Source organism: Streptomyces sp. NPDC033229 (assembly GCF_055576875.1).
This window is the reverse complement of record NZ_JBVIQR010000002.1, coordinates 155,079-181,322: the sequence shown is the minus strand read 5'-3', so window position 1 is coordinate 181,322 and position 26,244 is coordinate 155,079. Positions and strand designations below refer to the sequence as shown.

At 71.1% G+C, this 26,244-nt stretch carries 26 protein-coding genes; 5 read left to right on the top strand and 21 right to left on the bottom strand.

Annotated elements, in window-relative coordinates; translation table 11 throughout:
• Positions 1 to 169: 169 nt before the first annotated feature.
• Positions 170 to 1,111, bottom strand: coding sequence for a LysR substrate-binding domain-containing protein (locus tag ACZ53N_RS02730; protein ID WP_469139376.1), 942 nt, complete (start codon positions 1,109 to 1,111; stop codon positions 170 to 172).
• A 213-nt stretch (positions 1,112 to 1,324) separates the two neighbouring features.
• On the opposite strand from ACZ53N_RS02730, the gene ACZ53N_RS02725 reads away from it, so the two are divergent.
• Together ACZ53N_RS02725 and ACZ53N_RS02720 are read left to right on the top strand one after the other, a co-directional pair.
• Positions 1,325 to 1,879, top strand: coding sequence for a peroxiredoxin (locus tag ACZ53N_RS02725; RefSeq protein ID WP_469139158.1), 555 nt, complete (start codon positions 1,325 to 1,327; stop codon positions 1,877 to 1,879).
• 6 nt (positions 1,880 to 1,885) lie between these two features.
• Positions 1,886 to 2,419, top strand: coding sequence for an alkyl hydroperoxide reductase (locus ACZ53N_RS02720; protein WP_370421093.1), 534 nt, complete (start codon positions 1,886 to 1,888; stop codon positions 2,417 to 2,419).
• Positions 2,420 to 2,505: 86 nt separating this feature from the next.
• Here the strand turns inward: ACZ53N_RS02720 and ACZ53N_RS02715 are convergent, their stop codons facing one another.
• From ACZ53N_RS02715 to ACZ53N_RS02700, 4 genes are all read right to left on the bottom strand, one after another.
• On the bottom strand, positions 2,506 to 3,999 hold the full coding sequence (locus ACZ53N_RS02715) for an AI-2E family transporter (RefSeq protein ID WP_469139157.1): 1,494 nt from the start codon (positions 3,997 to 3,999) through the stop codon (positions 2,506 to 2,508).
• A 148-nt stretch (positions 4,000 to 4,147) separates the two neighbouring features.
• Positions 4,148 to 4,867 carry an aggregation-promoting factor C-terminal-like domain-containing protein gene (locus tag ACZ53N_RS02710; RefSeq protein ID WP_356450324.1) on the bottom strand — a complete coding sequence of 240 codons (720 nt, stop codon included), beginning with the start codon at positions 4,865 to 4,867 and terminating at the stop codon, positions 4,148 to 4,150.
• A gap of 486 nt (positions 4,868 to 5,353) precedes the next feature.
• Entirely contained in the window at positions 5,354 to 6,676 is a 1,323-nt protein-coding gene (locus ACZ53N_RS02705; RefSeq protein ID WP_469139156.1) for a PhoH family protein, read from the bottom strand.
• 381 nt (positions 6,677 to 7,057) lie between these two features.
• Positions 7,058 to 7,819, bottom strand: a complete 762-nt coding sequence (locus ACZ53N_RS02700) for an isoprenyl transferase (protein ID WP_229822293.1) — start codon at positions 7,817 to 7,819, stop codon at positions 7,058 to 7,060.
• 112 nt (positions 7,820 to 7,931) lie between these two features.
• Between ACZ53N_RS02700 and mgrA the strand changes: the two genes are divergently transcribed.
• Positions 7,932 to 8,969, top strand: a complete 1,038-nt coding sequence (mgrA, locus tag ACZ53N_RS02695) for an L-glyceraldehyde 3-phosphate reductase (protein WP_469139155.1) — start codon at positions 7,932 to 7,934, stop codon at positions 8,967 to 8,969.
• 356 nt (positions 8,970 to 9,325) lie between these two features.
• On the opposite strand, the gene ACZ53N_RS02690 is transcribed toward mgrA, so the two are convergent.
• The 3 genes from ACZ53N_RS02690 to ACZ53N_RS02680 all read right to left on the bottom strand — a co-directional run bounded on the left by ACZ53N_RS02690 (position 9,326) and on the right by ACZ53N_RS02680 (position 12,130).
• A complete protein-coding gene (locus ACZ53N_RS02690) occupies positions 9,326 to 10,594 on the bottom strand; it encodes a Cmx/CmrA family chloramphenicol efflux MFS transporter (protein WP_469139154.1) in 1,269 nt (422 codons plus the stop codon).
• Positions 10,595 to 10,723: 129 nt separating this feature from the next.
• Positions 10,724 to 11,305, bottom strand: coding sequence for a TetR/AcrR family transcriptional regulator (locus tag ACZ53N_RS02685; protein WP_469139153.1), 582 nt, complete (start codon positions 11,303 to 11,305; stop codon positions 10,724 to 10,726).
• 87 nt (positions 11,306 to 11,392) lie between these two features.
• Positions 11,393 to 12,130 carry a prepilin peptidase gene (locus ACZ53N_RS02680; RefSeq protein WP_469139152.1) on the bottom strand — a complete coding sequence of 246 codons (738 nt, stop codon included), beginning with the start codon at positions 12,128 to 12,130 and terminating at the stop codon, positions 11,393 to 11,395.
• Positions 12,131 to 12,288: 158 nt separating this feature from the next.
• On the opposite strand from ACZ53N_RS02680, the gene ACZ53N_RS02675 reads away from it, so the two are divergent.
• Positions 12,289 to 12,630: a DUF192 domain-containing protein gene (locus ACZ53N_RS02675; protein WP_469139375.1), complete on the top strand. Its 342-nt coding sequence runs from the start codon at positions 12,289 to 12,291 to the stop codon at positions 12,628 to 12,630.
• Positions 12,631 to 12,735: 105 nt separating this feature from the next.
• On the opposite strand, the gene ACZ53N_RS02670 is transcribed toward ACZ53N_RS02675, so the two are convergent.
• The 13 genes from ACZ53N_RS02670 to ACZ53N_RS02610 all read right to left on the bottom strand — a co-directional run bounded on the left by ACZ53N_RS02670 (position 12,736) and on the right by ACZ53N_RS02610 (position 24,149).
• The gene (locus tag ACZ53N_RS02670; RefSeq protein ID WP_469139151.1) at positions 12,736 to 13,935 is read right to left on the bottom strand and encodes a hypothetical protein; all 1,200 of its coding nucleotides are present in this window, start codon (positions 13,933 to 13,935) and stop codon (positions 12,736 to 12,738) included.
• Between the two features lie 303 nt (positions 13,936 to 14,238).
• Positions 14,239 to 14,871: an OmpA family protein gene (locus ACZ53N_RS02665; RefSeq protein ID WP_469139150.1), complete on the bottom strand. Its 633-nt coding sequence runs from the start codon at positions 14,869 to 14,871 to the stop codon at positions 14,239 to 14,241.
• Between the two features lie 6 nt (positions 14,872 to 14,877).
• The gene (locus ACZ53N_RS02660) at positions 14,878 to 15,450 is read right to left on the bottom strand and encodes a hypothetical protein (RefSeq protein ID WP_469139149.1); all 573 of its coding nucleotides are present in this window, start codon (positions 15,448 to 15,450) and stop codon (positions 14,878 to 14,880) included.
• Between the two features lie 20 nt (positions 15,451 to 15,470).
• Entirely contained in the window at positions 15,471 to 16,187 is a 717-nt protein-coding gene (locus ACZ53N_RS02655; RefSeq protein ID WP_469139148.1) for a pilus assembly protein TadG-related protein, read from the bottom strand.
• On the bottom strand, positions 16,184 to 16,453 hold the full coding sequence (locus ACZ53N_RS02650; protein ID WP_469139386.1) for a Flp family type IVb pilin: 270 nt from the start codon (positions 16,451 to 16,453) through the stop codon (positions 16,184 to 16,186). The genes ACZ53N_RS02655 and ACZ53N_RS02650 overlap by 4 nt, the downstream gene beginning before the upstream one ends.
• Positions 16,454 to 16,660: 207 nt before the next feature.
• Positions 16,661 to 16,966 carry a hypothetical protein gene (locus ACZ53N_RS02645; protein WP_469139147.1) on the bottom strand — a complete coding sequence of 102 codons (306 nt, stop codon included), beginning with the start codon at positions 16,964 to 16,966 and terminating at the stop codon, positions 16,661 to 16,663.
• A gap of 40 nt (positions 16,967 to 17,006) precedes the next feature.
• On the bottom strand, positions 17,007 to 17,894 hold the full coding sequence (locus tag ACZ53N_RS02640; RefSeq protein ID WP_469139146.1) for a DUF5936 domain-containing protein: 888 nt from the start codon (positions 17,892 to 17,894) through the stop codon (positions 17,007 to 17,009).
• Positions 17,895 to 17,907: 13 nt separating this feature from the next.
• Positions 17,908 to 18,846 (bottom strand): type II secretion system F family protein, encoded by a 939-nt coding sequence (locus ACZ53N_RS02635; RefSeq protein ID WP_469139145.1) that lies wholly within the window; start codon positions 18,844 to 18,846, stop codon positions 17,908 to 17,910.
• Positions 18,847 to 18,863: 17 nt separating this feature from the next.
• A complete protein-coding gene (locus ACZ53N_RS02630; RefSeq protein ID WP_469139144.1) occupies positions 18,864 to 20,207 on the bottom strand; it encodes a CpaF family protein in 1,344 nt (447 codons plus the stop codon).
• Positions 20,204 to 20,698, bottom strand: a complete 495-nt coding sequence (locus tag ACZ53N_RS02625; protein ID WP_469139143.1) for a TadE family protein — start codon at positions 20,696 to 20,698, stop codon at positions 20,204 to 20,206. Before ACZ53N_RS02625 ends, ACZ53N_RS02630 begins: the two co-directional genes overlap by 4 nt.
• Positions 20,699 to 20,701: 3 nt before the next feature.
• Entirely contained in the window at positions 20,702 to 22,390 is a 1,689-nt protein-coding gene (locus ACZ53N_RS02620) for a P-loop NTPase (RefSeq protein ID WP_469139142.1), read from the bottom strand.
• 27 nt (positions 22,391 to 22,417) lie between these two features.
• Positions 22,418 to 23,140 carry a Flp pilus assembly protein CpaB gene (gene cpaB, locus ACZ53N_RS02615; RefSeq protein WP_469139141.1) on the bottom strand — a complete coding sequence of 241 codons (723 nt, stop codon included), beginning with the start codon at positions 23,138 to 23,140 and terminating at the stop codon, positions 22,418 to 22,420.
• Positions 23,141 to 23,261: 121 nt separating this feature from the next.
• Complete coding sequence (locus ACZ53N_RS02610) at positions 23,262 to 24,149, bottom strand: hypothetical protein (protein WP_469139140.1); 888 nt, start codon at positions 24,147 to 24,149, stop codon at positions 23,262 to 23,264.
• 296 nt (positions 24,150 to 24,445) lie between these two features.
• On the opposite strand from ACZ53N_RS02610, the gene ACZ53N_RS02605 reads away from it, so the two are divergent.
• A complete protein-coding gene (locus ACZ53N_RS02605) occupies positions 24,446 to 26,188 on the top strand; it encodes a chitinase (protein WP_469139139.1) in 1,743 nt (580 codons plus the stop codon).
• The last annotated feature ends 56 nt before the right edge of the window (positions 26,189 to 26,244 follow it).

Here is a 26,244-nt window from a genome sequence, read left to right as displayed (position 1 = left end):
TGGCGGCTTGTAGGTTGGGCTTGTTGGGCGGTGATGGTTCCCTAACCCCCCCCCATCTCCTGTGGGGGGTTCCCCCGGACGGGCTGATGTCGGCTGAGGCCAGCCAAAACCACCCCGTCCGGCGATTGAAAACACCGCCGCGCAGCGGAGGTGCGACCCGACACAGCCGTCAGCCGACGATCCGCACCGGCAGGCCCCGCAGAGCGACCCGCAGGGCGACGGCGAACTCCTCGAACTCACCCTGCCGCGCCGCCCCGGCGCGCATGGCCAGGGCGATGCGCCGGGAGGGTGCCGGGTCGGCGAAGTACCCGGTGGAGAGCTGGTCGCTGCGCCCGGTCTCCACCCGCAGGGCGGTCCGCGGCAGCAGGGTGACGCCCAGGCCGCCGCCCACCAGCTGCACCAGGGTGGACAGGCCCGCGGCGCTGGTCGTCACCGGGGCGCCGTCCGTGCGGCCCGCCTCCCGGCAGATGTCGAGGGCCTGGTCCCGCAGGCAGTGCCCCTCGTCCAGCAGCAGCAGCTCCAGCTCGCGCAGCGCGGCGCGCGGGATGTCACCGCGCCCGGCCAGCCAATGGTCACTCGGCGTGACGAGCACGAAGTCCTCGTCGAAGAGCGGGATCTCGGTGACGCCGGGCGCGCCGAGCGGCACGGCGAGCAGCAGCAGGTCCAGCCGCCCCTGGGTGAGCCCGTCCAGCAGCGAGGAGGTCTGCTCCTCGTGGACCTGGAGGTCGAGGGCGGGATAGGACTCGTGGACCAGGCGCAGGACGGTGGGGAGCAGATAGGGCGCCACGGTCGGGATGACGCCGAGCCGGAGCACGCCGGTGAAGGGCGCGCGGACCGCGTCGGCCTCCTCCATGAAGGCGCCGACCGCTTCGAGGACCGTCCGGGCGCGCGCCGCGAGCCGCTCCCCCGCGGGACTGAGCAGCACCTTTCTCGTCGTACGCTCGAGGAGCTGCACTCCGAGCGTGTCCTCCAGCGCCGAGACGGCGCCCGAGAGAGCGGGCTGGCTCATGCCGATGGCTGTCGCCGCGTCACGGAAGTGGAGCTGCTCCGCGACGGCGGCGAAGGCCCTCAGCTGGGCGAGACTGGGCTGCCGGGGCCGCGCCTGCGGCACCTTCCCGGCACCCCTCGTGGGTCCGCCGCCGGGGCCCCGCGACGGGCCCCGGCCGCCACCGGACGGCTGGGATATGGGCTTCACTGATAGCCACCTCCGATCAACACCACTCAGTCTAGCTATTTCCGCTATCAATGCCTCCTGTGGCACTGTGGAGGCCGTCCAACCCCGCAGGAAACCCCTGAGTGGGATTTCCCGTTGCAAGGAGAGCGCGTGCTCACTGTCGGTGACAAGTTCCCCGAGTTCGACCTGACCGCCTGTGTGGACCTCGACGCGGACAAGGCCTTCGCGCAGATCGACCACAAGACCTACGAGGGCAAGTGGAAGGTCGTCTTCTTCTGGCCGAAGGACTTCACCTTCGTCTGCCCGACCGAGATCGCTGCCTTCGGCAAGCTGAACGACGAGTTCGCGGACCGCGACGCCCAGATCCTCGGCGTCTCCGGCGACTCCGAGTTCGTCCACCACGCCTGGCGCAAGGACCACGCCGACCTGCGTGACCTGCCCTTCCCGATGCTGGCCGACGCCAAGCACGAGCTCATGCGCGACTGCGGCGTCGAGGGCGAGGACGGCTACGCCCAGCGCGCCGTCTTCATCGTGGACCCGAACAACGAGATCCAGTTCACCATGGTGACCGCCGGTTCCGTCGGCCGTAACCCCAAGGAGGTCCTCCGGGTCCTCGACGCCCTGCAGACGGACGAGCTGTGCCCCTGCAACTGGACCAAGGGCGAGACCACCCTTGACCCGGTCGCGCTGCTCGCGGGCGAGTGATCTGACATGGCCCTCGACGAGCTGAAGTCCGCGATACCGGACTTCGCCAAGGACCTGAAGCTGAACCTCGGCTCGGTCATCGGCAACTCCGACCTGCCGCAGCAGCAGCTGTGGGGCACCGTGCTCGCCTGCGCGATCGCCTCGCGCTCGCCGCGCGTGCTCAAGGAGCTGGAGCCGGAGGCCAAGGCCAACCTCTCCCCGGAGGCGTACACCGCCGCCAAGTCCGCCGCCGCCATCATGGCGATGAACAACGTCTACTACCGGACCCGGCACCTGCTGTCGGACCCGGAGTACGGCAACCTGCGCGCGGGCCTGCGGATGAACGTCATCGGCAACCCGGGCGTGGAGAAGGTCGACTTCGAGCTGTGGTCCCTGGCCGTCTCGGCCATCAATGGCTGCGGCATGTGCCTCGACTCGCACGAGCAGGTGCTCCGCAAGGCCGGCGTGGACCGCGAGACGATCCAGGAAGCCTTCAAGATCGCTGCCGTCCTCCAGGCCGTCGGCGCGACCCTCGACTCCGAGGCCGTGCTGAACGACTGAGGCCGCCAGGCTTCACCGCACCACGAAACCGCCCGCCGACCTTCTGGTCGGCGGGCGGTTTCGTCATGTGCGGGCAGGACCGGGGTTCAGCCCCGGCCCTCCCCCGGCGGACTGGCGCTCCCGGCCGGGACGCTCTGCCCGGCCTCGGGCGGGGGCTCCCCGGCGGCGGTCCGCAGCGCGTTCTCCCTCGCGTACGCCCGGAGGTAGCCCACGACGGCGTTGGTGACCGCGACCAGCGGGACGGCGACCACTGCGCCGCCGACGCCCGCCATCAGCGAACCGGCGGCCACCGAGAGGACCACCGCCAGCGGGTGGACGCGCACGGCCCGGCCGAGGATGAAGGGCTGCAGGACGTGGCCCTCGATCTGCTGCACCGCGAGCACGACCGCCAGCACCATCGTCGCCGTGAACATGTCGCGCGTCACCAGCGCCACGACGACCGCGAGGGCGCCGGAGACGACGGCCCCGACGAGCGGGATGAAGGCGAAGAGGAAGATGAAGACGGCCAGCGGCACCGCCATCGGCACATCGAGGAAGAACAGCCCGATTCCGATGAAGATCGCGTCGATCAGGGCCACTATCACCGTGCCGCGCACATAGGCGGTGAGCGTCGCCCACGCGCGCGGGCCCGCGCCCGCGACACCGTCGCGGGCCGCCGCGGGGAACAGCTTCAGCAACCAGCCCCAGATCTTGGGGCCGTCGTAGAGCAGGAAGAGCGTCGAGAACATCGCCAGCAGGATGCCGGTCAGCACCTCGATGATGACCGTGACGCCCTCGATGCCGGCCGAGGTGATGTCCTTGGTGTTGGTGCCGATCGCCTTGCTGAGGTTGTCGGCGATGTTGTTGATCTGGTCCTCGGTGACATGGAACGGGCTGTTCAGCAGCCAGTGCTTCAGCTCGGTGATGCCGTGCTGCACGTTCTCGGTCAGGTCGTCGAGGTTCTCCGTCACCTGCCACACCACGAACCAGCAGACCAGCCCCATGACGACGAAGCCGGAGATGAAGGTCATCGCCGTGGCGAGGCCCCGGGGCACCCCGTGCCGCCGGAGCATGGCGACGGTGGGCTGGAGCAGCGCCGTGATGAGCAGGGCGGCGACGAAGGCCAGCACCACCAGCTGCACGGCGCTGATCATCCGCATCAGCACCCACAGCGAGGCGGCGAGTATCAGCAGCCGCCAGGCGACCTCGGCCGCGACCCGTACGCCCCAGGGGACGGCGGCCACTGGGTCCGGCCGGGGCGCGACGGAGGGCGCGTAGCCGGGCGGCGGTGGCACGTGCTCGTGCTCGGAGACGGCCACGCCGACGGGAGCCTGCCCGGCCGCGGGTCCGGCCGTACCGGAGGCATCACCGGTACCGGATGCCATGTCCGTACCGGATGACGCAGCCGTACGGGATGACACAGCCGTACGGGACGAATCGTGCGTATCAGAGGAAGCGCTCATACCCGCCGAAGTCGGCGCATGCGCCTCTTCCGACGCGCCCGCGGCCCCCGACGTCTGCGCGTTGCGTTCGTCGAGCCGCTGGGCGAACCGCGTCAGGCCCGCCCCCAAGCCGCCGACCCATTGTGGCAATCTGGACATGTCTCTTCCTCTACCCCACTCCCCCGTGGTCATCGTGACGACGTTACCTGTGCCCGGATCCGTCGAACGCGCGGCCCGTCGCCGGAGAAGACACACAAAGCCCCCGACCGGTTGAGGTCGGGGGCTTTGGTGAAAGTGAAGGTGCGGCCTAGTACCACTGGTTGGCTTGCCAGAACGACCAGGCGCCACAGGGGCTGCCGTAGCGCTCGTTCATGTAGCCGAGGCCCCACTTGATCTGGGTGGCCGGGTTGGTCCGCCAGTCGGCGCCGGCGGAGGCCATCTTGGAGCCGGGGAGCGACTGCACGAGTCCGTACGCGCCGGAGGAGGGGTTCTCCGCGGTGTAGTCCCAGGTGCTCTCGTTGTTCACGATGTTGCTGAAGCACTGGAACTGGTCGCCGGGGACCATCTGCCGGGCCATCGCCTGGACCTCGGCGGTGGTGTAGGAGCCCTTGGCCTCGAAGCTGGAAGCGTCACGCGTGGCCGAACGGCTGCTGACCTCTTCCTTCTTCTCGCGCTCCTTCTCGGCCTTTTCCTCGGCCTCTTTCTTCTCCGCCTCCTCGGCGGCTTCCTTCTTGGCGGAGGCGTCCTCGGCGGCCTGCTTGCGCGCGGCCTCCTCGGCTTCCTTCTTCGCCGCCGTCTCGGCAGCGGCGGACTGCGTGTCCGCCTGCTCCGTGAGGGATGCGGTCTGGGCCTGGAGCTTCTGTCCGGCGGGGATCTCCGCGAGGATCGTCGCGTCGGCGGCAGTGGCCTCGACCTGACCGGTCGCGCTGCCCTGCTCATTGCCCGAGGCGACGCCAACGACGGCGCCGACGGTGGTGACCGCGGTGGCGGATGCCACGGCGAATCCCCGGACCGAAATCCGGCTCACACGGTTTCCTTCCAGCATCGCCCGCATAGGTGACCTCGCGGGCGCAATCGTGCCCCTGGCACTGGCCTCCACTCGGACCGGCCCCGGGAACCGAGGGACCGGATGGTCACGGAAGGCACTGACCCGGTGAGGCCCTCCCGCGAAGGAGGTCCGCATGGTGCTCGGGTGGCATACGGCAACGCTGTTGAGTTCTGTGGTGCCACATCCCTGAGGATGCAGGTGTGCCGCATGCGGGGCCTGACAGGCCCCAGACTTTGCCCGACGGGGACTCCCAGAAGCAATTCTTCGTTGCGTGGGAAAGCTCACACGCCGTTTACTCCAGGGGTTTTACGGAAACCTTGGCGCCGCGTCACAGTGCGCGGCTAAGCTCTGTCGCTTTGCCGCGCACTGCCCTGGGCGGGAACGCACACCGGGTTGTACGGGATTGGGACGGAACGCACGGAGATCCTGCCGTGCGCCCCATCCGTACAACTGACGACAGGCGTCTCAGATACGGCCGTCCTCCAGCATTTCGGTCACCAGGGCCGCGATGGGCGACCGCTCCGACCGCGTGAGGGTGACGTGCGAGAAGAGGGGGTGCCCCTTCAGCTTCTCGACCACGGCGACCACCCCGTCGTACCGCCCGACGCGCAGATTGTCCCGCTGGGCCACGTCATGGGTGAGGACCACCCGCGAATTGGCGCCGATCCGGGACAGAACGGTCAGGAGAACGTTCCGCTCCAGCGACTGCGCCTCGTCCACGATCACGAACGCGTCATGCAGCGACCGGCCGCGGATATGAGTGAGCGGCAGCACCTCCAGCATGCCGCGCCCGACGACCTCCTCGATCACCTCGGCGCTCGTCACCGCCGAGAGCGTGTCGAAGACGGCCTGGGCCCACGGGCTCATCTTCTCCGACTCGCTGCCCGGCAGATAGCCCAACTCCTGCCCGCCCACCGCGTACAGCGGCCGGAAGACCATCACCTTCCGGTGCTGGCGGCGCTCCAGCACCGCCTCCAGCCCGGCGCACAGCGCCAGCGCGGACTTGCCCGTACCCGCCCGGCCGCCCATCGAGACGATCCCGATGTCGGGGTCCAGCAGCAGATCGAGCGCGACGCGCTGCTCGGCGCTGCGGCCGTGGATACCGAAGGCCTCCCGGTCGCCCCGCACGAGTCGCACCGAGCCGTCGGCGCAGACCCTCCCCAGCGCCTTGCCGCGCTCGGACTGCAGCACCAGACCGGTGTGGACGGGTAGTTCGGCCGCTTCGGGCACGTATGCCCGCTCGTCGGCGAAGAGTTCGTCGACCTGCTCGGCGGTGATGGCCAGCTCCGCCATCCCCGTCCAGCCCGAGTCGGTGATGGCGAGCTCGGCGCGGTACTCCTCCGCGAGCAGCCCGACCGCCGACGCCTTGATCCGCAGCGGCAGGTCCTTGGAGACGACGGTGACGTCGTATCCCTCGGCCTGGAGATTGCGGGCGACCGCGAGGATCCGCGAGTCGTTGTCGCCGAGGCGGAAGCCGGCGGGCAGTATGCCCGGATCGGAATGATTGAGCTCGACCCGCAGCGTTCCGCCCAGCTCACCGATCGGAATCGGGGAATCGAGACGGCCGAATTGCACCCGGTATTCGTCCAGCAGGCGCAGTGCCTTCCGGGCGAAATATCCGAGCTCCGGGTGGTGCCTCTTGGCCTCCAACTCCGTGACCACCACGACGGGAAGCACGACCTCGTGCTCCTCGAAGCGGGCCATGGCTCCTGGGTCGGCCAGCAGGACGCTGGTGTCGAGGACATACGTGCGCCGGTCGTTCTCACGGCGATTCTTGCTGGTCACCACGGGTGGACGAACCCCCTCGGGGAGAGGTCGGGGCGCGACGGCGTCGCGGCGTAAGGGGCCGGGTGCTGGCCCTTCGAGGGCCGGACACCGGCCCTCCGCGTCGACCGCGCGACCGCGTGGGTCCGCTCGATCCGCACGGTCGTCGTCCGTGTGCAAAGGGCCTCCCGGGCGGGCGGCCCCATGCCGCCCGCTGGCAGAGCGACGGTCTTAGGACAGACCGTCGGCCTGGAGGGGATATTCCCTTCCAGGCGCTTGCCCATGCAACGGCATATGCGACGACCAAGTGAACGATCGATCCGTCAGCCGCCGTACCCCGAGCGGCACGCGGCGCGCCGCGCGCCGTCATTCCCGTCCGGCCCCTTCCCCGGCCCTTTCCAGGGCTCAGAACCCGTAGCGCCGGTGCCGGGCCGCGTAGTCGCGCAGGGCCCGCAGGAAGTCGACCTTGCGGAAGGCGGGCCAGAAGACCTCGCAGAAGTAGTACTCCGAGTGCGCGCTCTGCCAGAGCATGAAGCCGGACAGCCGCTGTTCACCGCTCGTTCGGATCACGAGGTCCGGGTCGGGCTGGCCGCGGGTGTAGAGGTGCTTGGAGATGTGCTCGACGTCGACGGTCTCGGCCAGCTCCTCGAAGGAGCTGCCGTTCTCCGCGGCCTCCAGCACGAGGGAGCGCACCGCGTCCGCGATCTCCTGTCGGCCGCCGTAGCCGACGGCGACGTTGACCAGTATCCCGGCGATGTCGTCGGTCGCCTGCTCGGCTTCCTTCAGCACCCGCTGGGTACGGGCCGGGAGCAGATCGAGCGTGCCCACGTGGTGGACGCGCCAGCGGCCGTCCTCGGCCAGGCCGCGCACGGTGTTCTCGATGATGCCCAGCAGCGGGTTGAGCTCCTCGGCGGGCCGGTCCAGGTTGTCGGTGGACAGCATCCAGAGCGTCACGACCTCGACGTCGGTCTCGGCGCACCAGCCGAGCAGCTCCTGGATCTTGTCGGCACCCGCCTGATGACCCTGTTCCGTCGTACGGCCGTCCGCGCGCGCCCAGCGGCGGTTGCCATCGAGGATGACACCGATGTGCTTGGGCACCTGCGCATGGTCGAGGCGGCCTTCCACCCGGCGTGCGTAGAGCCTGTACACCAGGTCGCGCAACTTCACGTCTTCCCAGCCCCTCCATGTCATGGCGGTCGCCCCGAAGGCGCCACCCTACTGCCCGCGTGTCACCGGGACCCAACTCGGTCTGTCACAAGAGCGTGATAGTCAGGTGGACATGACCGATTCCACGCATTTCCGCGCGGCCGAAAGCCGATACGACTCCATGGAGTACCGGCGCACGGGTCGCAGCGGACTCAAGCTTCCCGCCATTTCCCTCGGACTGTGGCACAACTTCGGCGACGACCACACCCTGGAGTCGCAGCGCGCCATCCTGCGCCGCGCCTTCGACCTGGGCGTCACGCACTTCGACCTGGCCAACAACTACGGCCCGCCGCCCGGGTCCGCCGAGCTGAACTTCGGCAAGCTGTTCGCACAGGACTTCCGCCCGTACCGGGACGAGCTGGTCCTGTCCACCAAGGCCGGCTACCTCATGCACCCCGGCCCGTACGGTGAGTGGGGTTCGCGGAAGTATCTGCTGTCCTCGCTCGACGCGTCCCTGGGCCGAATGGGTGTGGACTACGTCGACATCTTCTATTCGCACCGGTTCGACCCGGAGACCCCGCTGGAGGAGACGATGGGCGCGCTCGCGTCCGCCGTCCGTCAGGGCAAGGCGTTGTACGCGGGCGTCTCCTCGTACAACGCGGAGCAGACCCGCGAAGCCGCCCGGCTGCTGCGCGAGATGGGCGTCCCGGCGCTCATCCACCAGCCGTCCTACTCCATGATCAACCGGTGGACGGAGGACGACGAGCTGCTCGACACCCTGGAGGCGGAGGGCATGGGGTGCATCTCCTTCGCGCCGCTCGCGCAGGGGCTGCTGACCGACAAGTACCTGAAGGGCGTCCCGGAGGGCTCGCGCGCGGCGCAGGGGAAGTCGCTGGACCCGGGGCTGCTCACCGAGGACGTCGTGCGCCGGCTGCGCGGGCTGAACGAGATCGCGCAGCGCCGCGGCCAGTCCCTCGCCCAGCTCGCCCTGACCTGGGTGCTGCGCGACGAGCGGATGACCTCGGCGCTGATCGGGGCGTCCAGCGTGGGCCAGCTGGAGGCGAATGTGGCGGCGCTCGGCGCGGCGAAGCTGACCGAAGGGGAGCTGTCGGAGATCGACGCCCTCGCGGTGAGCACGGAGGGCGTCAATATCTGGGCTCGCCGCTCCTAGATCAACTTTCGGTCACCCATTGATCGACTTCCCGGCCACCCGGTGCGTGGCACATGAATGCACACGGAGAGTAAGGGCCGGGAAAGAAAACGGGCCGGTCCGTGGGGGGGATACGGACCGGCCCGAGGGGGGGTTTCCACCATAACCGGTCGGAGGGCATGCTTCGCGCATCCTCGGGGGTGACAATCCGTGGCGTGCTGACGGACAACAGCCTTATTGATCTTGAACACTTCGGTGGGCGCGGCCCCGGGAAATCCCACAGGACCCGCCAGCACTGGGCATACAGCGTAGAACGCCCCGCGCGTTCCAGCCGGAATGGCGTCCGCCGCACCTTCCCCGAACGTCCTACAAATTCGTCACCGGTTTGACGTCATTGACGCCACACGGGCGACGCCTTCCGGTATCGGCTCCTGTCGGGGCCCCGGCGTCGCCTCCTCGCGCGGCCCCTGCCCCGGTCCGGTCGGGGCGTCGACGCGGTCGCGCCGCTCCAGCGCGGCGGCCAGGGCGGCCGCCAGCAGACCGGCCGCACCGATCGCCGCGCCGACCCAGGCGACGGAGCGATAGCCGAGGCCCGCGTCGATGGCCAGGCCGCCCAGCATCGGCGCCACCGTGATGCCGACGTTGAACGCGGAGGTGTTCACCGCCCCGACCAGGGTCGGCGCGTCGCCACCGAGGGCGAAGACGCGGGCCTGCACGGCAGGATTGGACACGAAGCCCACGAGGCCGAGGAAGAAGACCAGCACGACGGCGAGCACCGTATTGCCCGCGGCCCACCACAGCGCCAGGGAGAAGGCCACGACACCACCGAGGCCGATGAAGAGCGTCGGGAACGGCCGGGCGTCGGCGGTGCGGCCGCCGATCGTCAGGCCCACGAACGCGCCCACCCCGTAGAGCGACAGCACGGCCGGGACCCAGCTCTCCGGCACGCCGCTCACCTCGGTCAGGAGCGGGGCGAGATAGCTGAAGGAAACGATGACCCCGCCGACGCTGAGGGCGGTGATGCCGTACGAGAGCCACAGCCGCGGCCGGACGAACGCGACCAGCTCCTGCCGGACGGTACGTCCCGGGCCGTCCGCGCCCAGACGGCCCGGGAGGAACACCATCACACTCGCCAGACTCGCGGCGGTGAGCACGGCCACGGCCCAGAACGCCGCCCGCCAGCCGGCGTGCTGCCCCAGCACGGTCCCGGCCGGCACACCGAGCACGGTGGCAAGGCTCAGCCCCGTGGCGACCACGGACATCGCCTTGGCCCTGCTCTCCACGGGCACCATGCTCACGGCCGTGACGGCCGCGACCGCCCAGAAGCCGGCGTAGGCGACGGCGGTGACGACGCGGGTCGCGAACAGCAGCTCGTACGAGGGCGACAGCGCCCCCACCATGTGCCCGGCGATGAAGACGGCCTGGAAGACCACGAGAGCGGTGCGGCGCGGCATGCGCAAGGTGGCCACGGCCAGCAGGGGCGCGCCGACGAGCATGCCGACGGCGAAGGCCGAGATCAGCAGCCCGGCGTCCGGGATGGACACCCCCAGATCCTCGGCCATGGTGGGCAACAGGCCGGACAGCATGAATTCCGAGGTGCCTTGGGCGAATATCCCCAGACTCAGGATGTATACGGCGACAGGCACAGCGGGTCCCCCTGTGAGTTTCGTTGACGTCGTTAGTTTTGTATTGATCAGTTCAAAACTGACCCATGCGGAAGCAGTACAGAAGCCCGGACGGCACCCGATACGACGGGCGCTTGAGCAGTCCGGGACTCAGAGCGCGGCGAGCGTGGTGCGCACGACCCCTTCGAGCGCGTCGCGCCCCGCGCCGGCACGGGCGGAGACCCGCATGCCGCCGACGGACGCGATCAGGAAATGCGCGAGCGTGCGGGCATCCTTGGCGCGGTCGATATCGCCGTCCCGCTGCCCGGCCTCGATGGCGGCGGCGAGCGCGTCGAGCCTGCGCCCGTAGTCCCGCTCCAGATCGTGCGCCACCTCGCGGTCACGCGCGGCCAACTCGATGGCGGTGTTGACGACCAGACAGCCACGGCCGTCGTCGACGTGCTCCGACTCCTCGTCGACGATGCGGACGAGCGCGGTGCGGAGCTTCTCCCGGACGGGCAGGTCGCTCTCCAGCAGCTCGATCAATTCGCCGGTCCTGCGCTCCATATAGAGGAGAAGGGCACGCTGAAAGAGATCGCGCTTGCTCTTGAACGTGTTGTAGATGCTGCTCCGGCCGAGACCGGTGGCGTCACACAGATCCTGGGTCGAGGTCGCCTCGTACCCGGCGGTCCAGAACGCCTCCAGCGCGGCGTCGACCGCCCGCTCCTCGTCGAACTTCCTCGGTCGGGCCATGGTGTGACCGTAGCATGTTTTGGATCGCTCGGTACATAAAAGCCCGCGAGTCAACGCAACGGCCCCTGAACGCGCTTGCACGGGGGCTCACGCCTGGGCCCAGCCGCTCGTCGCCCCGCCCATCAACACCCCCAGCCACGCTCCCGCGATCATGAACGGCCCGAAGGCCAGCGCCTCCCCGCGCCGCGCCCGCCTCATCACCAGCAGCGCCACCCCGTACAACGACCCCAGCAGCAGCCCCGCGAACGCCCCGAGAACCAGCACCACCCAGCCGTACCACCCCAGCACGCACCCCAGCCCGACCGCCAACTTCGCGTCACCGAAGCCCATCCCGCCCGGATGGACGAGGAACAGCCCGAAGTAACCACCCCCCATCGCCAGCCCGCCCCACAACGCCCCCCACCACGAGCCCGCCGCCCCGGGGATCAGCGCCGCCACCCCGAGCAGCCCCGCCACTCCCGCCGCCAACGGCAGGGTCAACACATCCGGCAGCCGACGCACCGACACGTCAACGCCCGCCAGCAGCACAGCTATCGGCGCCACCACCAGCCACACCACCAGCTCGGGCCGTATCCCCACCACGGCCGCGAGGCTCGCGCACACCAGGGCCGTCAACGCCGCAGAAGGCAGCGCACCCACCCCGTACCCCCCTGCGCACACCGCACAGCGCGCCCGCCCGATCCACCCGCCGACGGCATGCCCGCACGGGGCCGCCGACCGCCATTCCTCCTCGGGCTCGACGGACAGCCGATACCGGGCGCGCGGCACCAACAGCCCTGCCACGAAGCCGAATGCGGCGGCGAGGACGATCAGCAGCGAGTACATGCTCCGAGGCTACGCACGCTTCGGAAATCCCGCTGGAGCCTGTGGATAAAGTGGCCGAGGACGCGCGGCGCAGCCGGTACGGGGCGTCCGACCGAAGGGAGCGGCCCATGTCCCACCGGCAGGACGGCAAGGCCCAACTGCGCGTACTGCCAGGCACGATGGCCGGTCAGGCGCCGACCGACGACCGGCCACGGGACATGCCCATCCCGCTGGAGATCGCCGCTTCCTACCGGGCCCGCACCCGGGGGCTGCTCGGCCGGGACGGCATCGAGGGTGCGCTGTTGCTCACGCCCGCCGGCAGCGTGCACACCTTCCGGATGCGCTTCGCCATCGACGTCGCCTACCTGGACCGGCACATGACCGTCCTGGCGGTACGGACCATGGCGCCCGGCCGTCTCGGCCTCCCGCGGCCGCGAGCCCGTCATGTGCTGGAAGCGGAAGCGGGTGCCATGGCCTGCTGGGGGCTCCGTCCGGGCGTCCGTGTGGAGATCGCGCCCTGACCCGGCGCGCGGATCGCGCATTCGACATCGCGCATTCGACGGGCGGTCGTTCCCCTGTCAGCGCCTCCGTCAGCTCTTCCGCCAGCGTCTCCCCCAGCTCTTCCGTCAGCTCTTCCAGCGGCGCGCGGCCAGCGACCATCCGCCGAGACCGAGCAACAGCACGGACCCCGTACCGACACCGGCGTATCCGACCAGCCGCAGCCGGTCGCTCCGGCCGGAGCCGCCGTTCCGGGCCCCGGCGGGCCCCATTCCGTCGCCCGTGAGGGGGAGGAGCGTCCCGCCCCCGAACTCCCCCGGATCCTTCACATACTCCGGGCCCTTGGCGGGCTCGCCCTCCACACCGACGCGCAAGGTGAACGGCACGCTTCCGGAGGCCTTCCCGGCCACCGCCGGATTGACGCTGACCTGGAGGTAGTAGGCGCCCGCGAAGCGCATCGCCTTGGTGGCCGCGTCCAGGCCCGCACCGAGACGGTTGGCGTAGGCGACCGGGGCCGTCTCCAGGGAGAGCGACTTGGGCTTGCCCTCATAGCTGCCGTTCCGGTTGGCGACCAGGCCGCGCGCGGTGTTGCTCAACGCCAGCCGCACGCCGTTCGCCGCGTGGAAAGCGGACCCCGAAGGCACTGCCCCGAAGTCCGCCGTGACCCGGAGCCGCTGCCCCCATCCGACCGGCACACGGTAGAACCGCGTGCCCCCGGGCTCGACCGCCCCCTTCACCGAACCGGCCCGCACCTCGGCGGCGTCGTTGAAGCCCGTGCCGCCCTCGGCGCGCTGCTCCGCTCCGCCCGAGGCCATGGGCGGGGACGCCGCGGGCTCCTGGGCGGTCCCGGGCGTGCCCGTGCCGCCGGCCGCCGGGGAGCCTTCGGTCCCCTTCCGCACGGCGGGCTCGGACATGTACGCCAGCTCGATCGGCACTGCCGCCGTGCTCCCGCCGGCCTCCCCGCGCGTCACGGTGACGACATAGCGCCCGGCGCCGCGGCACACACCGCGCGGCTCGACCACCCGCTCCGCGTAGTCCCCCGTCGGATACGCCCCGCCCTGCGCCGCGAAGGTCCGCCGGCGTCCCAGGCCGCACGGTCTGCCGTCCTCGGTCCGCAGCGACACGCCGATGCCGTCCTGGGCCCCCGGCACACTGCCCTTCCGGGGCACGGCGATCGCCGAGACGTACGCACTCGACGCGTCGTCCAGCTCGACGCTGTAGTACTTCGTCGCACGCGGCTCGATGCTGTCCGTGTACATCCCTTCGGCGAGCGGGGGCGCGTCACCCGCGTTCGCCGCGCCTTGGACCGGGTTCGCACCGGGCGCCATCCGGTACGCACCCCCGTCCTCGGCATTCCCGACCGCTCCCACAGGACCGGCCGTCATCAACGCCCCCACCGCGGCCATTCCGACGAGCCCGCCCCTGGCTTTCCGCCGGCCCCTCATCTCCCGCCTCCCTCAGTTCTCCCCCCACCTTCGGGCTGCCCCATCCTGCCCCGCCGAACACTCCCGCACACCGGCCTGAAAAGCGGGAGTCGATGCCCGGCGGCGCGGCGCGCGCCTCCTGCCGGAGAATCGCGCTTCACCACGGGTGCGGTGCGGGGTGTCGCACCGCACGTCCGGGCCGTCGCGCTAGGACCGGCGCGGGAAGCTGACCTCCACGCGTCGGTTCTTCCTGCGGCCCTCTTCGGTGGAGTTGTCGGCGATCGGATACTGCTCGCCGTAGCCGCGGATCTGATAGCTGATGCGCGACGATCTCGCCGATGACCCGACGTTCCGGGCGAGTTGGCGCTGCACCGCGTCGGCCCGTTGCTTGGAGAGCACCATGCCGTGGTCCGAGGAGCCGAGGCTGTCGGTGAAGCCGAAGACGCGCACGGTGGTCGCGCGGTGCTTGGTGGCCTCGTCGGCGATGGTCCGGATCCGTGCGTCGGCTTCGCGGTTGAGGGTGGCGCTGTCCTTGTCGAAGAGCACTTCGGCCTGGAGGGCGAAGGTCACGTTGACGTTGGTGACCTCGCGGCGTTCGTCGCCGTCGTCCGTCTCGACCACCGATTTGATATCGAGGACCCGCCCCGGCGCGAGCTTCGCCCCGGCGCGCATCTTGAGGTCCGGATCACCGCTGTCGACCTTCACGGGCGGCGCGGTGTCGGCGGGCCCCCCGGGGCCGCCGACAGCACGGGCGGGCGCGGGGGACGGCACGAGGACTGCGAGCGCGGCGAGCACGGTGGTGGCGACGGCCGCGCCGCGGTAGGTCCGATGCGTCGGCATGGGACGTCACCCCGAGATCTTGATGCGGACGGTCGGCATGGTGGGCAATTGGAAGTCGATGTCCGTGACGCTCGCGGGTGGCGCGGGGAACTGCGCGAAGACGGGCCTGCTCTCATCGGGCCGGATGTTGACCAGGCCCGTGGTGCACAGGCACTCGCCGTCCGTGTCCCGGAGTACGAGGTACCGCTTCTTGCCGGCCCGATCCACGAGCGATGCCCCGGACACCGACGACTGGGACTTCATCTCCGTCTCCTTGGAGCGCCAGGTCAGCGGCGTGTAGGGCTTCGAGCCGCGGTTGGCGACCACCCCGCTGACCGTGACGAAGCCCCCGGTGTCGCGCACGGCGGAGTGGAGGACGACGACCACCCCTTCGGGTCCCTTGATCTCGCCGATGGTCTCGCTGGGCGCCGGCGCGGGTTTGTCCCCGGCCGTCCGGGGGGCGCCGGACGGGCGCGGGGGGCCGGGTTCTTCCTTCTTCTCGCCGTCGCTCCCGCAGCCCGCCACGGCGAGGGCCATGACGGCCGCCAGCGCCGCAGCGGCCGCGCCCCTCCGGGCCGTCGTCGTCTGCCGAATGCTCATGGGCAACTTTCCTTCGCTGGTCAGTCGGCGAGGTGCACGGCGAACAGCTCCGCCGTGTCCGGAAGCCGGTCGGGGTGACCCGGATCGATCGTCACGTGCTTGCCGTCGCAGTCGAGGAACAGGACAGCAGGCTTCTCAGGGGGCTTCTCGCCGCCCTTGCCCCCGCCGCCCTTGCCTTCGTCATCCTTGCCCCCTCCGCCCTCGCCGTCCTTCCCGCTCGACGGTGACGGCTTCGGCTCCTGTTTCGGCGGCGAGGCATCCGGTACACAGAGCGGTGTGACGACCGCCGTCGCCGTCGCGGTGGCCTTCTTGCCCTCCGTCCCGGGGATCACCGACTTGCCCACGGCCTTGAGGGACTCGACGGCGACGGTGAAGGATGGCGGAGGATGGGCCGGGACGCAGTCGCGTACCGAGGCACCGTTGCTCTGCGCGAACTTCAGTGCCGCTCCACAGACGTCGACCGCGGCGGTCAACTGCCCGTCGAAGACGATGCCTTGCCACGCCGCGTCGGTCCGGAGGGCGTGCAGGAAGCTCGTACCCAGCTGATCGCGGTAGCTCTGCGCCGCCGCGAGGGCCGCGGCGTCCGCCGCCGTCTGCGCGCCGTTCTTCGTGGCTCCCGCCCGGCCGACCGCGAAGAAGGCCAGGGCGATGAAGAGCAGGCCCGCCACCGCCGTGATGTAGAGGGGGAAGGCCTGCCCGGCGTCGGTCGGGTGACGCGCGGAGGGCGCGCGCCTCACCCGGTGATCTGGGAGATCTGATTGGTGATGGCCGTCGCGATCATCGTGCCGAAGTCGGTCGTCGTCAGCACCAGGATGATCGCCACGACCACGGCGATGATGCCCAGGTACTCGATCGAGGTCTGCCCCCGGTCGCCGAACCGGTCGCCGGTGGGCCCGAGGTTCCGTGCGTCGTTCCGACCCCTGCTCCGCCCCGTCCTCCGCTCGGCGTCCCGGACGTCTCCCGGGCGGCACCCCAGGCCGTCTTCCCAGAACCGCTTTCCCATCGTCTTCCCCTCCGTGGGCAGCCGGGCCCGTCCGGTCCGGCGGGTGAATCCCCGTGATACGACCCGCGTCCCCGCTCGCGGCATCAGAAAAGTACGCCGATTCGGCGGTGGTGGAACAGGTCACGTGGCCCCATTCCCTTCTCCGGTGGGGGAGTTGAGACACCACGCGTCTCCTGAACCTCACCCACCCCGGGCGGCCCATACGTCTCACCACCGCTCCACCAGGCCCGGGGAGGCGCCACCGACGGGCCCCTCCGGGAACCCGTCGAAGGACGATCGCCCCCTGTCTGATTGCAGACGCGAAGACTCTTCCCGTATCCCGAACCGGGTACCGAGCCGCTCCCCCAGGGCCCCCGCCCCCCGCTCGGCCTCCGTCGGGCGGGCTCGCTCCGAGCACGGCGCGGCGTGATGCGGGGAGGTGTGCTGGGAGGCGTGCTGGGAAGTACCGAGGTCGTACGCGGGCTGCCGGTGCGTGCCCTCCGGTGGCCGGGCGGGGCGGGGCGGGGTGTCCATGGCTCTCCTTGTGCGGTGGTGCGGGCGAGGTATAAGCAGCTCAATCCCCCGTGATGGAGCCGAAATCCGTGCCCGAGCCGAGGAAGAACCCCGCGATCAGCAGGATCATCGTGCCCGGGACCATGAAGGTGGTGACGACCATGGTCGCCTTCGGTACGGCCCGGGCCGCGCGGCGGCGGGCCTGCTGGGCGTCGGTGCGGCGCATGTCGTTGGCGATGTCGATCAGCGTGTCCACGATCGGGGCGCCCAGCTCCTCGCCCTGCTGCAAGGCCGTGACGAACTGCGCCACCTGCTCGGAGTCATTGCGTTTGCGTAGATCGTCGAACGCCTGGCGGCGGCTGACGCCCATGTCCAGCTGGCGCAGGGTGATCCGCAGCTCGTCGGCCCACGGCCCCTCGTACTTCTCCGAGACGCGGTCCAGGGCCTGCCGGAAGCTCAGCCCCGCGCTCACCACCACCGCGAGGACGTCGAGGAAGTCCGGCAGTGTGCGCTCGATCGCGTCCTTGCGTTCACGCACCGCCACCCAGATGCCGACCTCGATCCAGAAGAGACCGAAGGCGACCAGCAGCAGTGCCATGAGGACGTGCCCTTCGAGCAGCATCACCAGCGCGCCGCCGAAGCCGAGGAAGCCGTAGACCGCGCGGCGTGCCGCGTACCGGTCGACCGTGAGGCCACCGGGGTTGCCGGCCCGGTCGATGCGGGTGCGGACCTTCGCGACCCGTTTGCCGCCCATCATGCGCAGTACGAGCGGTGCGTAGCGCATGCCGAGCCGGTCGACGGCCGAGCCCACGGCGGTCGTCCGGGTCGCGCCGACCTCCAGGGCCAGCGCCAGATCGGCGGGCAGCCTGGCCTCGCTGCGGCAGAGGGCGATGCCGTAGCAGGCACCCGCCACGGACAGTCCGACCAGCAGCGCCAGCAGAAGTCCCATTCCCGGCCGCCCCTCAGACGTCGATCTTGGACATGCGGCGGATGAGGAAGAAGCCGAGCCCGTACAGCGCGAAGGCGGCGACCACGGCCGCCCGCCCCGGGAAGCCGGCGGTCATCCGGTCGATCGACCCCGGCGCGATGCGGTCCATGAGCAGCAGCGTGCCGATACCCATCAGGGGGACGACGTACGCCGTCACGGTCACCTGGGAGAGCTGGGTGCGGACCTCCCGCCGGGTCTCCTTCCGCTCCTCCAGAGTCGTCGTGAGATTGCGCAGCGAGCTGACGACCGTGCCGCCCGCCTTGTGCGACAGCACCAAGGTCGTGACCAGGACGACGAGTTCGCGTGAGGGCAGCCGGTCGGCGAGTTCGTCCAGTGCCGCGTCGACGGAGTGGCCGACGGCCAGTTTGTCGGCGACCTTGGCCAGTTCCTCGCCCGCCGGGGCCTCCATCTCGTCCGCCGCCATGCCGAGGGCGGTACGCAGGGCGAGTCCTGCCTGCGTCGCGTTGGCGAGGATGCGGGAGAGCTCGGGGAGCTGGTTGATGAACTTCTCGATGCGTTTGCGGCGCTGCCAGGAGAGGAAGGCGGACGCGGACCAGATGGCGACGACCCCGGCCAGCGGGCCGAAGAACGGCGCGAGGGTGGCGGCCGCGACGAGCCACAGTCCGGCCGCCGCGGCAAGGGTGCACAGGACGAACTCGGCCGGGGTGACGTCCAGCCCCGTCGAGGCGATCCGCGACTCCAGGCGACCGCCGAAGCGGGTGCCGCGCAGCCTCCGGTCGAGGCCGGTGAAGTACCGGGCACGTCCGGCGGGCGGCAGGGCGGGGGCGTCGGAGAGACGGTCGACCAGTTCCTGGTGCCGAGCCCGCCCGGCGGCGTACAGGTGCGCGCCGGCGACACCGAGGGCGCCGCCCACCAACGTGAGTCCGGCGGTCACGGTTGCGAGATTGTCCATGCTGTCCATCTACGGCGTTACCTCTGTCCGGCCTCTCGGGGGCTGCGTTCGGTGGCTGACGCGGCGACGCCGAAGGCCGGTGGCACGGCCTCGTCGGCCAGCCGCAGCCGCTCCGCGACCCGCACGGGAACGGGGAAGTGCGTGAAGTTCCCGCGTACGACGCGGTCCGCGCCCATCGGCCGGGCGTCGAAGCGGCAGACGGTGGCGAGGCGGTAGTCCTCCCGGCCGTGCGAGTCGAGGAGGGCGACCTCGGCGACGCGGCGCGAGCCGTCGGCGTTGCGGGTGAGCTGCACAAGACAGTCGACGGCACTGTTGATCTGGTCCCGCAGGGCCTCGTACGGGATCTTGACCTCGGACATGGACGCCAGGGTCTGGAGCCGCATGAGCGCGTCCTCGGCGCTGTTGGCGTGGACGGTGGCCAGCGAGCCGTCGTGGCCGGTGGACATGGCCTGGAGCATGTCGAGGGTTTCACCGCCGCGCACCTCGCCGACGATGATGCGGTCCGGGCGCATCCGCAGGGAGTTGCGGACGAGGTCGCGAATGGTGATGCGGCCCTTGCCCTCGACGTTCGGGGGCCGGGATTCGAGGCGGATGACGTGTGTCTGCTGGAGTTGCAGCTCGGCCGCGTCCTCGACGGTGATGATGCGCTCGCCCTCGGGGATCAGCCCGGAGAGGGCGTTCAGCAGGGTGGTCTTGCCGGAGCCGGTCGGCCCGGAGACGACCACGTTGAACTTGGCGCGCACGAGTGCCGCCAGCAGCATCAGCGTCTGCTCGTCCAGCGTCCCCATGCCGATGAGCTCCCGCAGCGTGTAGGCGCGCGGGAAGCGGCGGATCGTCAGGGTCGCGCCGTTCAGCGCGAGGGGCGGAATAATCACGTTGACGCGCTCGCCGCTCGGCAGCCGGGCGTCGACCATCGGATTCGACTCGTCCACCCGGCGGTTGACGGTGGAGACGATGCGTTCGATGGTCTGCATCAACTGCTCGTTGGAGGCGAACCGCACGGGGACGAGTTCGACGCGGCCCGCGCGCTCGACGAAGACCTGGTCGGGGCCGTTGACCATGATCTCGGTGACGGAGGGGTCCTCCAGGAGGGGTTCGAGGACCCCGAGGCCCAGTGCCTCGTCCACGACCCGGCGGATCAGCCGGTCGCGTTCGGCGGTGGACAGCACCGGCCCCTCGCGGCTGATGATGTGGCCGAGCACCCGCTCCAGCCGGGTGCGCCGCTCGGCGGCGGCCAGGGCGGACATCTCCGCGAGGTCGATCTCCTCCAGCAGCTTCGCGCGGTAGACGGGCACGAGATGGCTCGACTCCCGCCCGTCGGCGGGTGCTTCCGGTGCGACGATCCGCGCCCGTAGGCTCATGGCGCACTCCTCGCGAACGGGGGCGGGTACGGGAACCAGCCGGTTTCCAGGGCGGCGGGGCACGGCATGGTGGCGCGGCGCGTGGTGCTGAATCCGGTGCCGGGGACGAGCTCGGGGACGGTGACCGTGACGGTCGCGGTGACCTCACCGCCGTCCGGGCAGGTCGGCGCGCCGATCTCGGCGCGGTCCGCGACCCAGCCGGTCATCGCGGACCGCGCCGCGGCCTCCGGGTCGGGGGCATCCTCGCCCGGCGTCCGGTCCAGCGTCGCCGTCCGGGCCGCCGCCCGGGCCCCGCTGCCCGCCTGCTGGGTGGCGAAGGCGGCGAGCCCCAGCTGGACGGCGGCCAGCGCGACGATCAGCAGCAGGGGCAGGAACCCGAGGAACTCGATCGAGACGATGCCGCGGTCCCCGGCGGGCGTGCGTGCCGTCGGGGGCGGCCGGTCGGCGGAGCCGCCCTCGCCGGTGAAGCGGGACCGGAATCTCGCGCGCATCGCTCAGTCCTCCCGCACCGCGCCGGCCGAGCTCTCCACCTGCCACGGCCAGTTCACCGCCCCGGGGAAGAGCACCGGGACGTCCAGGGAGACCGTGGCCCGGTAGACCCCGTTCTCCTCGCCGCAGCCGATGCCGTCGCCGACCCAGGCGCCGGGTAGGTCGGCCTGCGCCGCGGTCGCGCAGTCGCCGCCGACCGCTCCCGCCCGGGCGCCCTTGTCCGCCGCGTTCCCGGCGAGGGAGTACGTATAGCCGACCAGGACGCATTGCCAGACCACCGCCAGCACCACGAGGATCAGCGGCAGCACGCCCGCGAACTCCACCGCGACCTGCCCCCGGTCACCGCCGCCGCGTCTGCGGAAGCGGCTGGTCGGTACGGGGGGCAGCTGGTCGGGGCCGGTGCCGCCGCCGGTGGGGGCGGGGCCACCCCCTATGGCCCGTCGTCGGCGCGGGCCGCCCGCGATCGAGCGGGCGGGATGAGCGGCGTGGGCTCCGCCGGGCGCGAGCCGGGCACCGGAGGCGCCGGTCATGCCCAGCTCGGCCGCCAGCGCCCACAGGGCGCCTCGGACGGAGGACTTGGCGTCGAGGTCCTGCATGCGGCCGGAGTCGACGGCGGCCTGGAGCTCCTTGTACCCGGCGGGGATCGTGGTCCGCGCGGTCCTGGTGCCCGTGGTCCGTTCGACGAGGGGCGGCTGGATCTCGGCGGTACGGGTATGGCGGTTGACGACGGTCGTGGTCTCCTCGGCCTTGCGGATCTGGAGCCGGTCCCAGAGCCGGACCATGCGCTTGGCGGCCCGTACGGACACCACGTCCGGTGTGGTGACCAGCAGGGCCGTGTCGGCGGTCTCGACCACCGCCGCACCGGCGGCCGTGATCTGGGTGCCGCAGTCGACGACGACGAGTTCGTAGCGGCCGCGCAGCGCGGCGGCGATCTGGCGGGCGGCGAGGTCGCCGACCTCCTCACCACGCTCGCCCTCCGCCGGGGCGAGCAGCAGCCCGAGTCCGGTGGGGTGGGGGAAGACGGCGTCCTGGAGGACCCGGGGGGAGATGTCGTTGATGCCCGCCAGGTCGGCGATGGACCGGCGGAACTGGACGTCCAGGTAGGAAGCGATGTCACCGGACTGGAGGTCCATGTCGACCAGGGCGACCTCACGGCCGGCGGCGCACGCGGCGAGCGCGAGCTGTACGGCGGTGACGGTCGTCCCGACGCCGCCCTTGGCGCCGATGACGGCGACGAGCCGGCCGCCGGGCCCGCCCCCGGGGACGAGATCGCCGGTGCCGCCCAGATGCCGACGGACCCCGCTCGCCCACTGCGCGGCGGCCTGGACGCGGGCGCCCAGTTCGTCGTAGGACAGCGGTGTTCCGACGAGGCCCCGCGCTCCGGAGTCCATGGCGGCGGCGTACAGCGCGGGCCCGGCGTCGGCGGCGGCCAGGACGACCCCGGTGGCCGGGAAGCGGAGGGCCACCTCGCGGATGAGTTCGAGGGCGGGCACCGGTCCGATGCGCTCGTGCACCAGGACGACTTCGGGGAGTTCCTCGAGGGAGGCCGCGGCCAGGACGGCGAGGGTGTCGAGGAGCCGGGTGGTGTCCCCGACGGTCGGCAGTGGCTCGACGCCGGGGAGCTGGCCGAGCAGACCGCCGATGGAACGGGCGGTGTCCGGGTCGCCGATGGCCGGCAGGATTCTGATCGTCACCGTGGCCCCTTTGTCTCTCTCGTGCCGCTACTTGTCGCCGTCGAGGGTGTAGGTGCGGTCGCCCTCGCTGACCGTGTCGTCACCGCCGGGGGCGACGAGGGCGAGCCGGACGTGCGAGGCGAACGACTCGGCGTACGCGACGCGCTGGGCGTCCTTGGTGCCGAGGGCGAAGGTGATCGGCACCGCGTCGCCGGCCGCCTTGCGCGTCGTGCCGCCCCCTCGGCTGCCGCTGTCGCGGTCGAGGGGGGTGAGCTTGCCGACGTCGATGACCTGGGCACCGCTGACGATGACCTTGGAGACGGGCTTGGCGCCCTGTTCCTTGGCGTCGAAGGTCGCGTAGATGTTGACCTTCGCCCCCGGGTTGATCTTGCCCGCCACCCCCGTCGCCGCGTCGATCATGATGGCGATCTCCTGCTGCCCGGCCGTCAGCGCCGGACGGGCGACGACCATGTCGCTCTGCAGCAGCGATCCCTTGCGCAACGGGGTGACGGCGATCTTCCCGCGCACCCGGGCGACGTCGGTGACGGCAGTGGCGGGGAGCCAGCGTCTGGGCATCGAGACCTTCTCGAACTCGTCCTCTTCGAGGGCCCGGTAGGCGGGGACGTCGGCTTTCAGCCGGTAGGCGGTGACCTCGGGGCCGACCTTGGATTCGACGTCGTCGATGACCGAGAACACCCCGGCGAACGCGCCGACGGCGCAGAGGACCGACAGGAGCAACAGGATGATCCCGCGGCGCTGGCGTGAATTCATGGGGCGGCGGACCTCATTCGTCGGCGTTCATCAGCAGTCGTCGGCATTCGTCAGGTGTGACCGGGGTGGCGGACCCGGCGGGGCCGGCGGTGACCGCGCTCACGGGCCGGGGCGGCGGTGATCAGCGGTGGCCGGGCGGGGCGCCCGCCCCGGCCCGCACGGGCGGGTCGAGGTCGCCCGCGGCGGCACGCGGCACGGCCGCCCGGCAGAACCCGCAGCGGTCGCCGATGAGTTCGAGCCCGCACCAGCGGCACTCCTCCCGGCGTACGGACGTGACGAGCTGGTAGAGCACGGAGGGGTCCCCGATGGCGGCGGCGAACTCGACGGCCCGGCGGGTGCCCCACCAGCGCGCGGACTCGGCGGGGAAGACGGCTTCCTGGACGCCCTGGACCCGCCAGTGGGGGGCGACGGTGTCGAGGACCCAGTCCTGGCCGCCGGCGGGCCTGCCGCGGGCGAGCGTCAGCCGGGTGCCGAAGCCGGGGCCGTCGGGAGGATCACCGGCGCCGATCCGTAAGAGCCGCGACACGGGGTTGACGAGGACCCCGAAGCGGGCGCCGGGCAGCAGGGACGCCAGATGGTCGCCAAGGCCGACGGCCGCCCGGTCGAGCCGGGTGACGGTGGAGAGCTGGGCTCCCGCGTAGATGTAGTGGGCGAGCAGCCGGGCGGCGGATGCGAGCACGCCCGGGCTCAGGTCCGAAACCGACAACTGCCGTAACTGGCGGGCCAGTACGCCGACGGCGAGCGGCGGCAGCGCGATGGACAGCAGGGCCACCCGGTCGCTCTCCAGGACGGCCCGGATCGTGTGCAGGCGCCGGACGTAGGGGCCGGGGAGCGAGTCGGGGTAGAGGACGACCAGATGACCGCACTGGTCGAGCAGGACGCCCGCCTGGGCGACCGCGGTCTCCAGCGGCTGCGCTTCGGGCGGCTGGAACACGGCGGACTGCGGAGTCTTCCCGTCGGGGGGCGGGAGCACCAGATCGGAGCTGGTGACTGCTATCGCGATGGGCACGTCGGCTTCCCCGTTCACTCCGGCCGCGGGGAGCTCCGGCGGACGCGGATCGATACTGCCCGGTGCTGGTGCCTCCGCACTTTATCCACGAATGGAGCGGCTGAGAACCGTTCTTCGGGCTTTGCCACCGGCGCCCCGGCCCTGGGGTGTCCGGAGTTCACCGAACCGTTCCCCGCCCTTGACGGAAGCATTGGTCTGGACCATCTTTACGCGCAGACGGAGCCCACCACCCCCACAGCCACACCCCCCAGGGCTCCGCCTCGCCCCCGCCAACTCCCTTCCCACCGGAGGCATTCGTGGTTCGGGTACGACACATCGGCCGCACCGGCTTCTTCGGAGGAAGACGCCGACTCGGCGGCGTCCTCACCGCCCTCCTCCTCACCACCGGCCCCCTCGTCGCCCTCGGCGACGCGAACGCCGAGGCGGCAGGCGCGCACACCGCATCGGCCCTCACCACCGCCGGGGCCAACCTCGTCAGGAACCCGGGCTTCGAGTCGGGGCTCGCCGACTGGACCTGTTCGAACGGCAGCGGCCAGGCGGTCGCCTCCCCCGCGCGTTCCGGCTCGGCCGCGCTCAAGGCGACCCCCGCCGGATCCGACCACGCCCGGTGTGCGCAGACCGTCGCCGTCCGGCCGAGCTCCTCCTACACGCTGAGCGCGTGGGTCCAGGGCAGCTACGTCCACCTCGGCGCGAGCGGCACCGGCACCACGGACGTATCGACCTGGACGCCCTCGGCGAGCGGCTGGCAGCAGCTCACCACTCGCTTCACGACCGGCGCGGACACCACCTCCGTCACCGTCTACACCCACGGCTGGTACGGGCAGCCCGGCTACTTCGCCGACGACATCGAGCTGTCCGGTCCCGGCGGCACCGACCCGGGCGACCCGATACCCGGCACCCCGGGCGGGCTGAAGGCCGGCGCCACGACGTCCTCGTCCGTCACCCTGTCGTGGAACCCGGTCGGCGGCGCCACCGGCTATCACGTCTACCGGGACGGCACCAAGGTGCAGGCCGTCAGCGGCACTTCGGCGACCGTGACCGGCCTGGCGCCCTCGACCTCGTACCGGTTCGAGGTGACGGCGACGAACACCACGGGCGAGTCGCCGAGGTCGGCGCCCGTCACCGCCACCACCACCGCCGGCAGCGGCAACGGCCCCGGCGTGCCCAAGCACGCCGTCACGGGCTACTGGCAGAACTTCGACAACGGCGCCACGGTCCAGAAGATCAGTGACGTACAGGATCAGTACGACATCATCGCCGTCGCCTTCGCCGACGCGACGGCCACCCGCGGGGCCGTCGACTTCACCCTCGACCCCGCCCTGAACTACACGGAAGAGCGGTTCAAAAGCGATATCGCCGCCAAACAGGCGGCGGGCAAGTCCGTCGTCATCTCCATCGGCGGCGAGCGGGGAACGGTCACCGTCAACGACGCCGCCTCAGCCGCCAACTTCGCCGACTCCGTCCACGCACTGATGCGGAAGTACGGATTCAACGGCGTCGACATCGACCTGGAGAACGGCATCGATCCGACGTACATGACGCAGGCATTGCGCGCCCTGTCGGCGAAGGCGGGCAGCAAGCTCGTCATCACCATGGCACCACAGACCATCGACATGCAGTCCACCTCGGCGGGCTACTTCAAAACCGCCCTGAACATCAAGGACATCCTCACCGTCGTCAACATGCAGTACTACAACAGCGGTTCCATGAACGGCTGTGACGGCAAGGTCTACTCGCAGGGCTCGGTGGACTTCCTCACCGCCCTGGCCTGCATCCAGCTCGAAGGCGGCCTCGCCCCGTCGCAGGTCGGTCTCGGCCTGCCCGCCTCGCCCCGCGGGGCGGGCAGCGGATACGTCTCCCCGTCCGTCGTCAACAACGCGCTGGACTGCCTCGCCAAGGGCACGGGCTGCGGCTCCTTCAAGCCCGCCAGGACCTATCCGGACATCCGGGGTGCGATGACGTGGTCGACCAACTGGGACGCCGCGAACGGCAGCGCCTGGTCGAACGCGGTGGGACCGCGCGTCCACGGGCTGCCGTAGCGGCCTCGCGCAAGCGCGCGGGCGCCGGACGGGCCGAGAAGCCCGTCCGGCGCTCG

Coding starts and splice junctions, on each gene's coding strand:
- ACZ53N_RS02720 (WP_370421093.1), top strand. CDS start 1,886: ATGGCCCTCGACGAGCTGAAGTCCGCGATACCGGACTTCGCCAAGGAC.
- ACZ53N_RS02715 (WP_469139157.1), bottom strand. CDS start 3,999: ATGTCCAGATTGCCACAATGGGTCGGCGGCTTGGGGGCGGGCCTGACG.
- mgrA (WP_469139155.1), top strand. CDS start 7,932: ATGACCGATTCCACGCATTTCCGCGCGGCCGAAAGCCGATACGACTCC.
- ACZ53N_RS02685 (WP_469139153.1), bottom strand. CDS start 11,305: ATGGCCCGACCGAGGAAGTTCGACGAGGAGCGGGCGGTCGACGCCGCG.
- ACZ53N_RS02680 (WP_469139152.1), bottom strand. CDS start 12,130: ATGTACTCGCTGCTGATCGTCCTCGCCGCCGCATTCGGCTTCGTGGCA.
- ACZ53N_RS02675 (WP_469139375.1), top strand. CDS start 12,289: ATGGCCGGTCAGGCGCCGACCGACGACCGGCCACGGGACATGCCCATC.
- ACZ53N_RS02670 (WP_469139151.1), bottom strand. CDS start 13,935: ATGGCGCCCGGTGCGAACCCGGTCCAAGGCGCGGCGAACGCGGGTGAC.
- ACZ53N_RS02665 (WP_469139150.1), bottom strand. CDS start 14,871: ATGCCGACGCATCGGACCTACCGCGGCGCGGCCGTCGCCACCACCGTG.
- ACZ53N_RS02660 (WP_469139149.1), bottom strand. CDS start 15,450: ATGAGCATTCGGCAGACGACGACGGCCCGGAGGGGCGCGGCCGCTGCG.
- ACZ53N_RS02650 (WP_469139386.1), bottom strand. CDS start 16,453: ATGGGAAAGCGGTTCTGGGAAGACGGCCTGGGGTGCCGCCCGGGAGAC.
- ACZ53N_RS02645 (WP_469139147.1), bottom strand. CDS start 16,966: ATGGACACCCCGCCCCGCCCCGCCCGGCCACCGGAGGGCACGCACCGG.
- ACZ53N_RS02640 (WP_469139146.1), bottom strand. CDS start 17,894: ATGGGACTTCTGCTGGCGCTGCTGGTCGGACTGTCCGTGGCGGGTGCC.
- ACZ53N_RS02635 (WP_469139145.1), bottom strand. CDS start 18,846: ATGGACAATCTCGCAACCGTGACCGCCGGACTCACGTTGGTGGGCGGC.
- ACZ53N_RS02630 (WP_469139144.1), bottom strand. CDS start 20,207: ATGAGCCTACGGGCGCGGATCGTCGCACCGGAAGCACCCGCCGACGGG.
- ACZ53N_RS02625 (WP_469139143.1), bottom strand. CDS start 20,698: ATGCGCGCGAGATTCCGGTCCCGCTTCACCGGCGAGGGCGGCTCCGCC.
- cpaB (WP_469139141.1), bottom strand. CDS start 23,140: ATGAATTCACGCCAGCGCCGCGGGATCATCCTGTTGCTCCTGTCGGTC.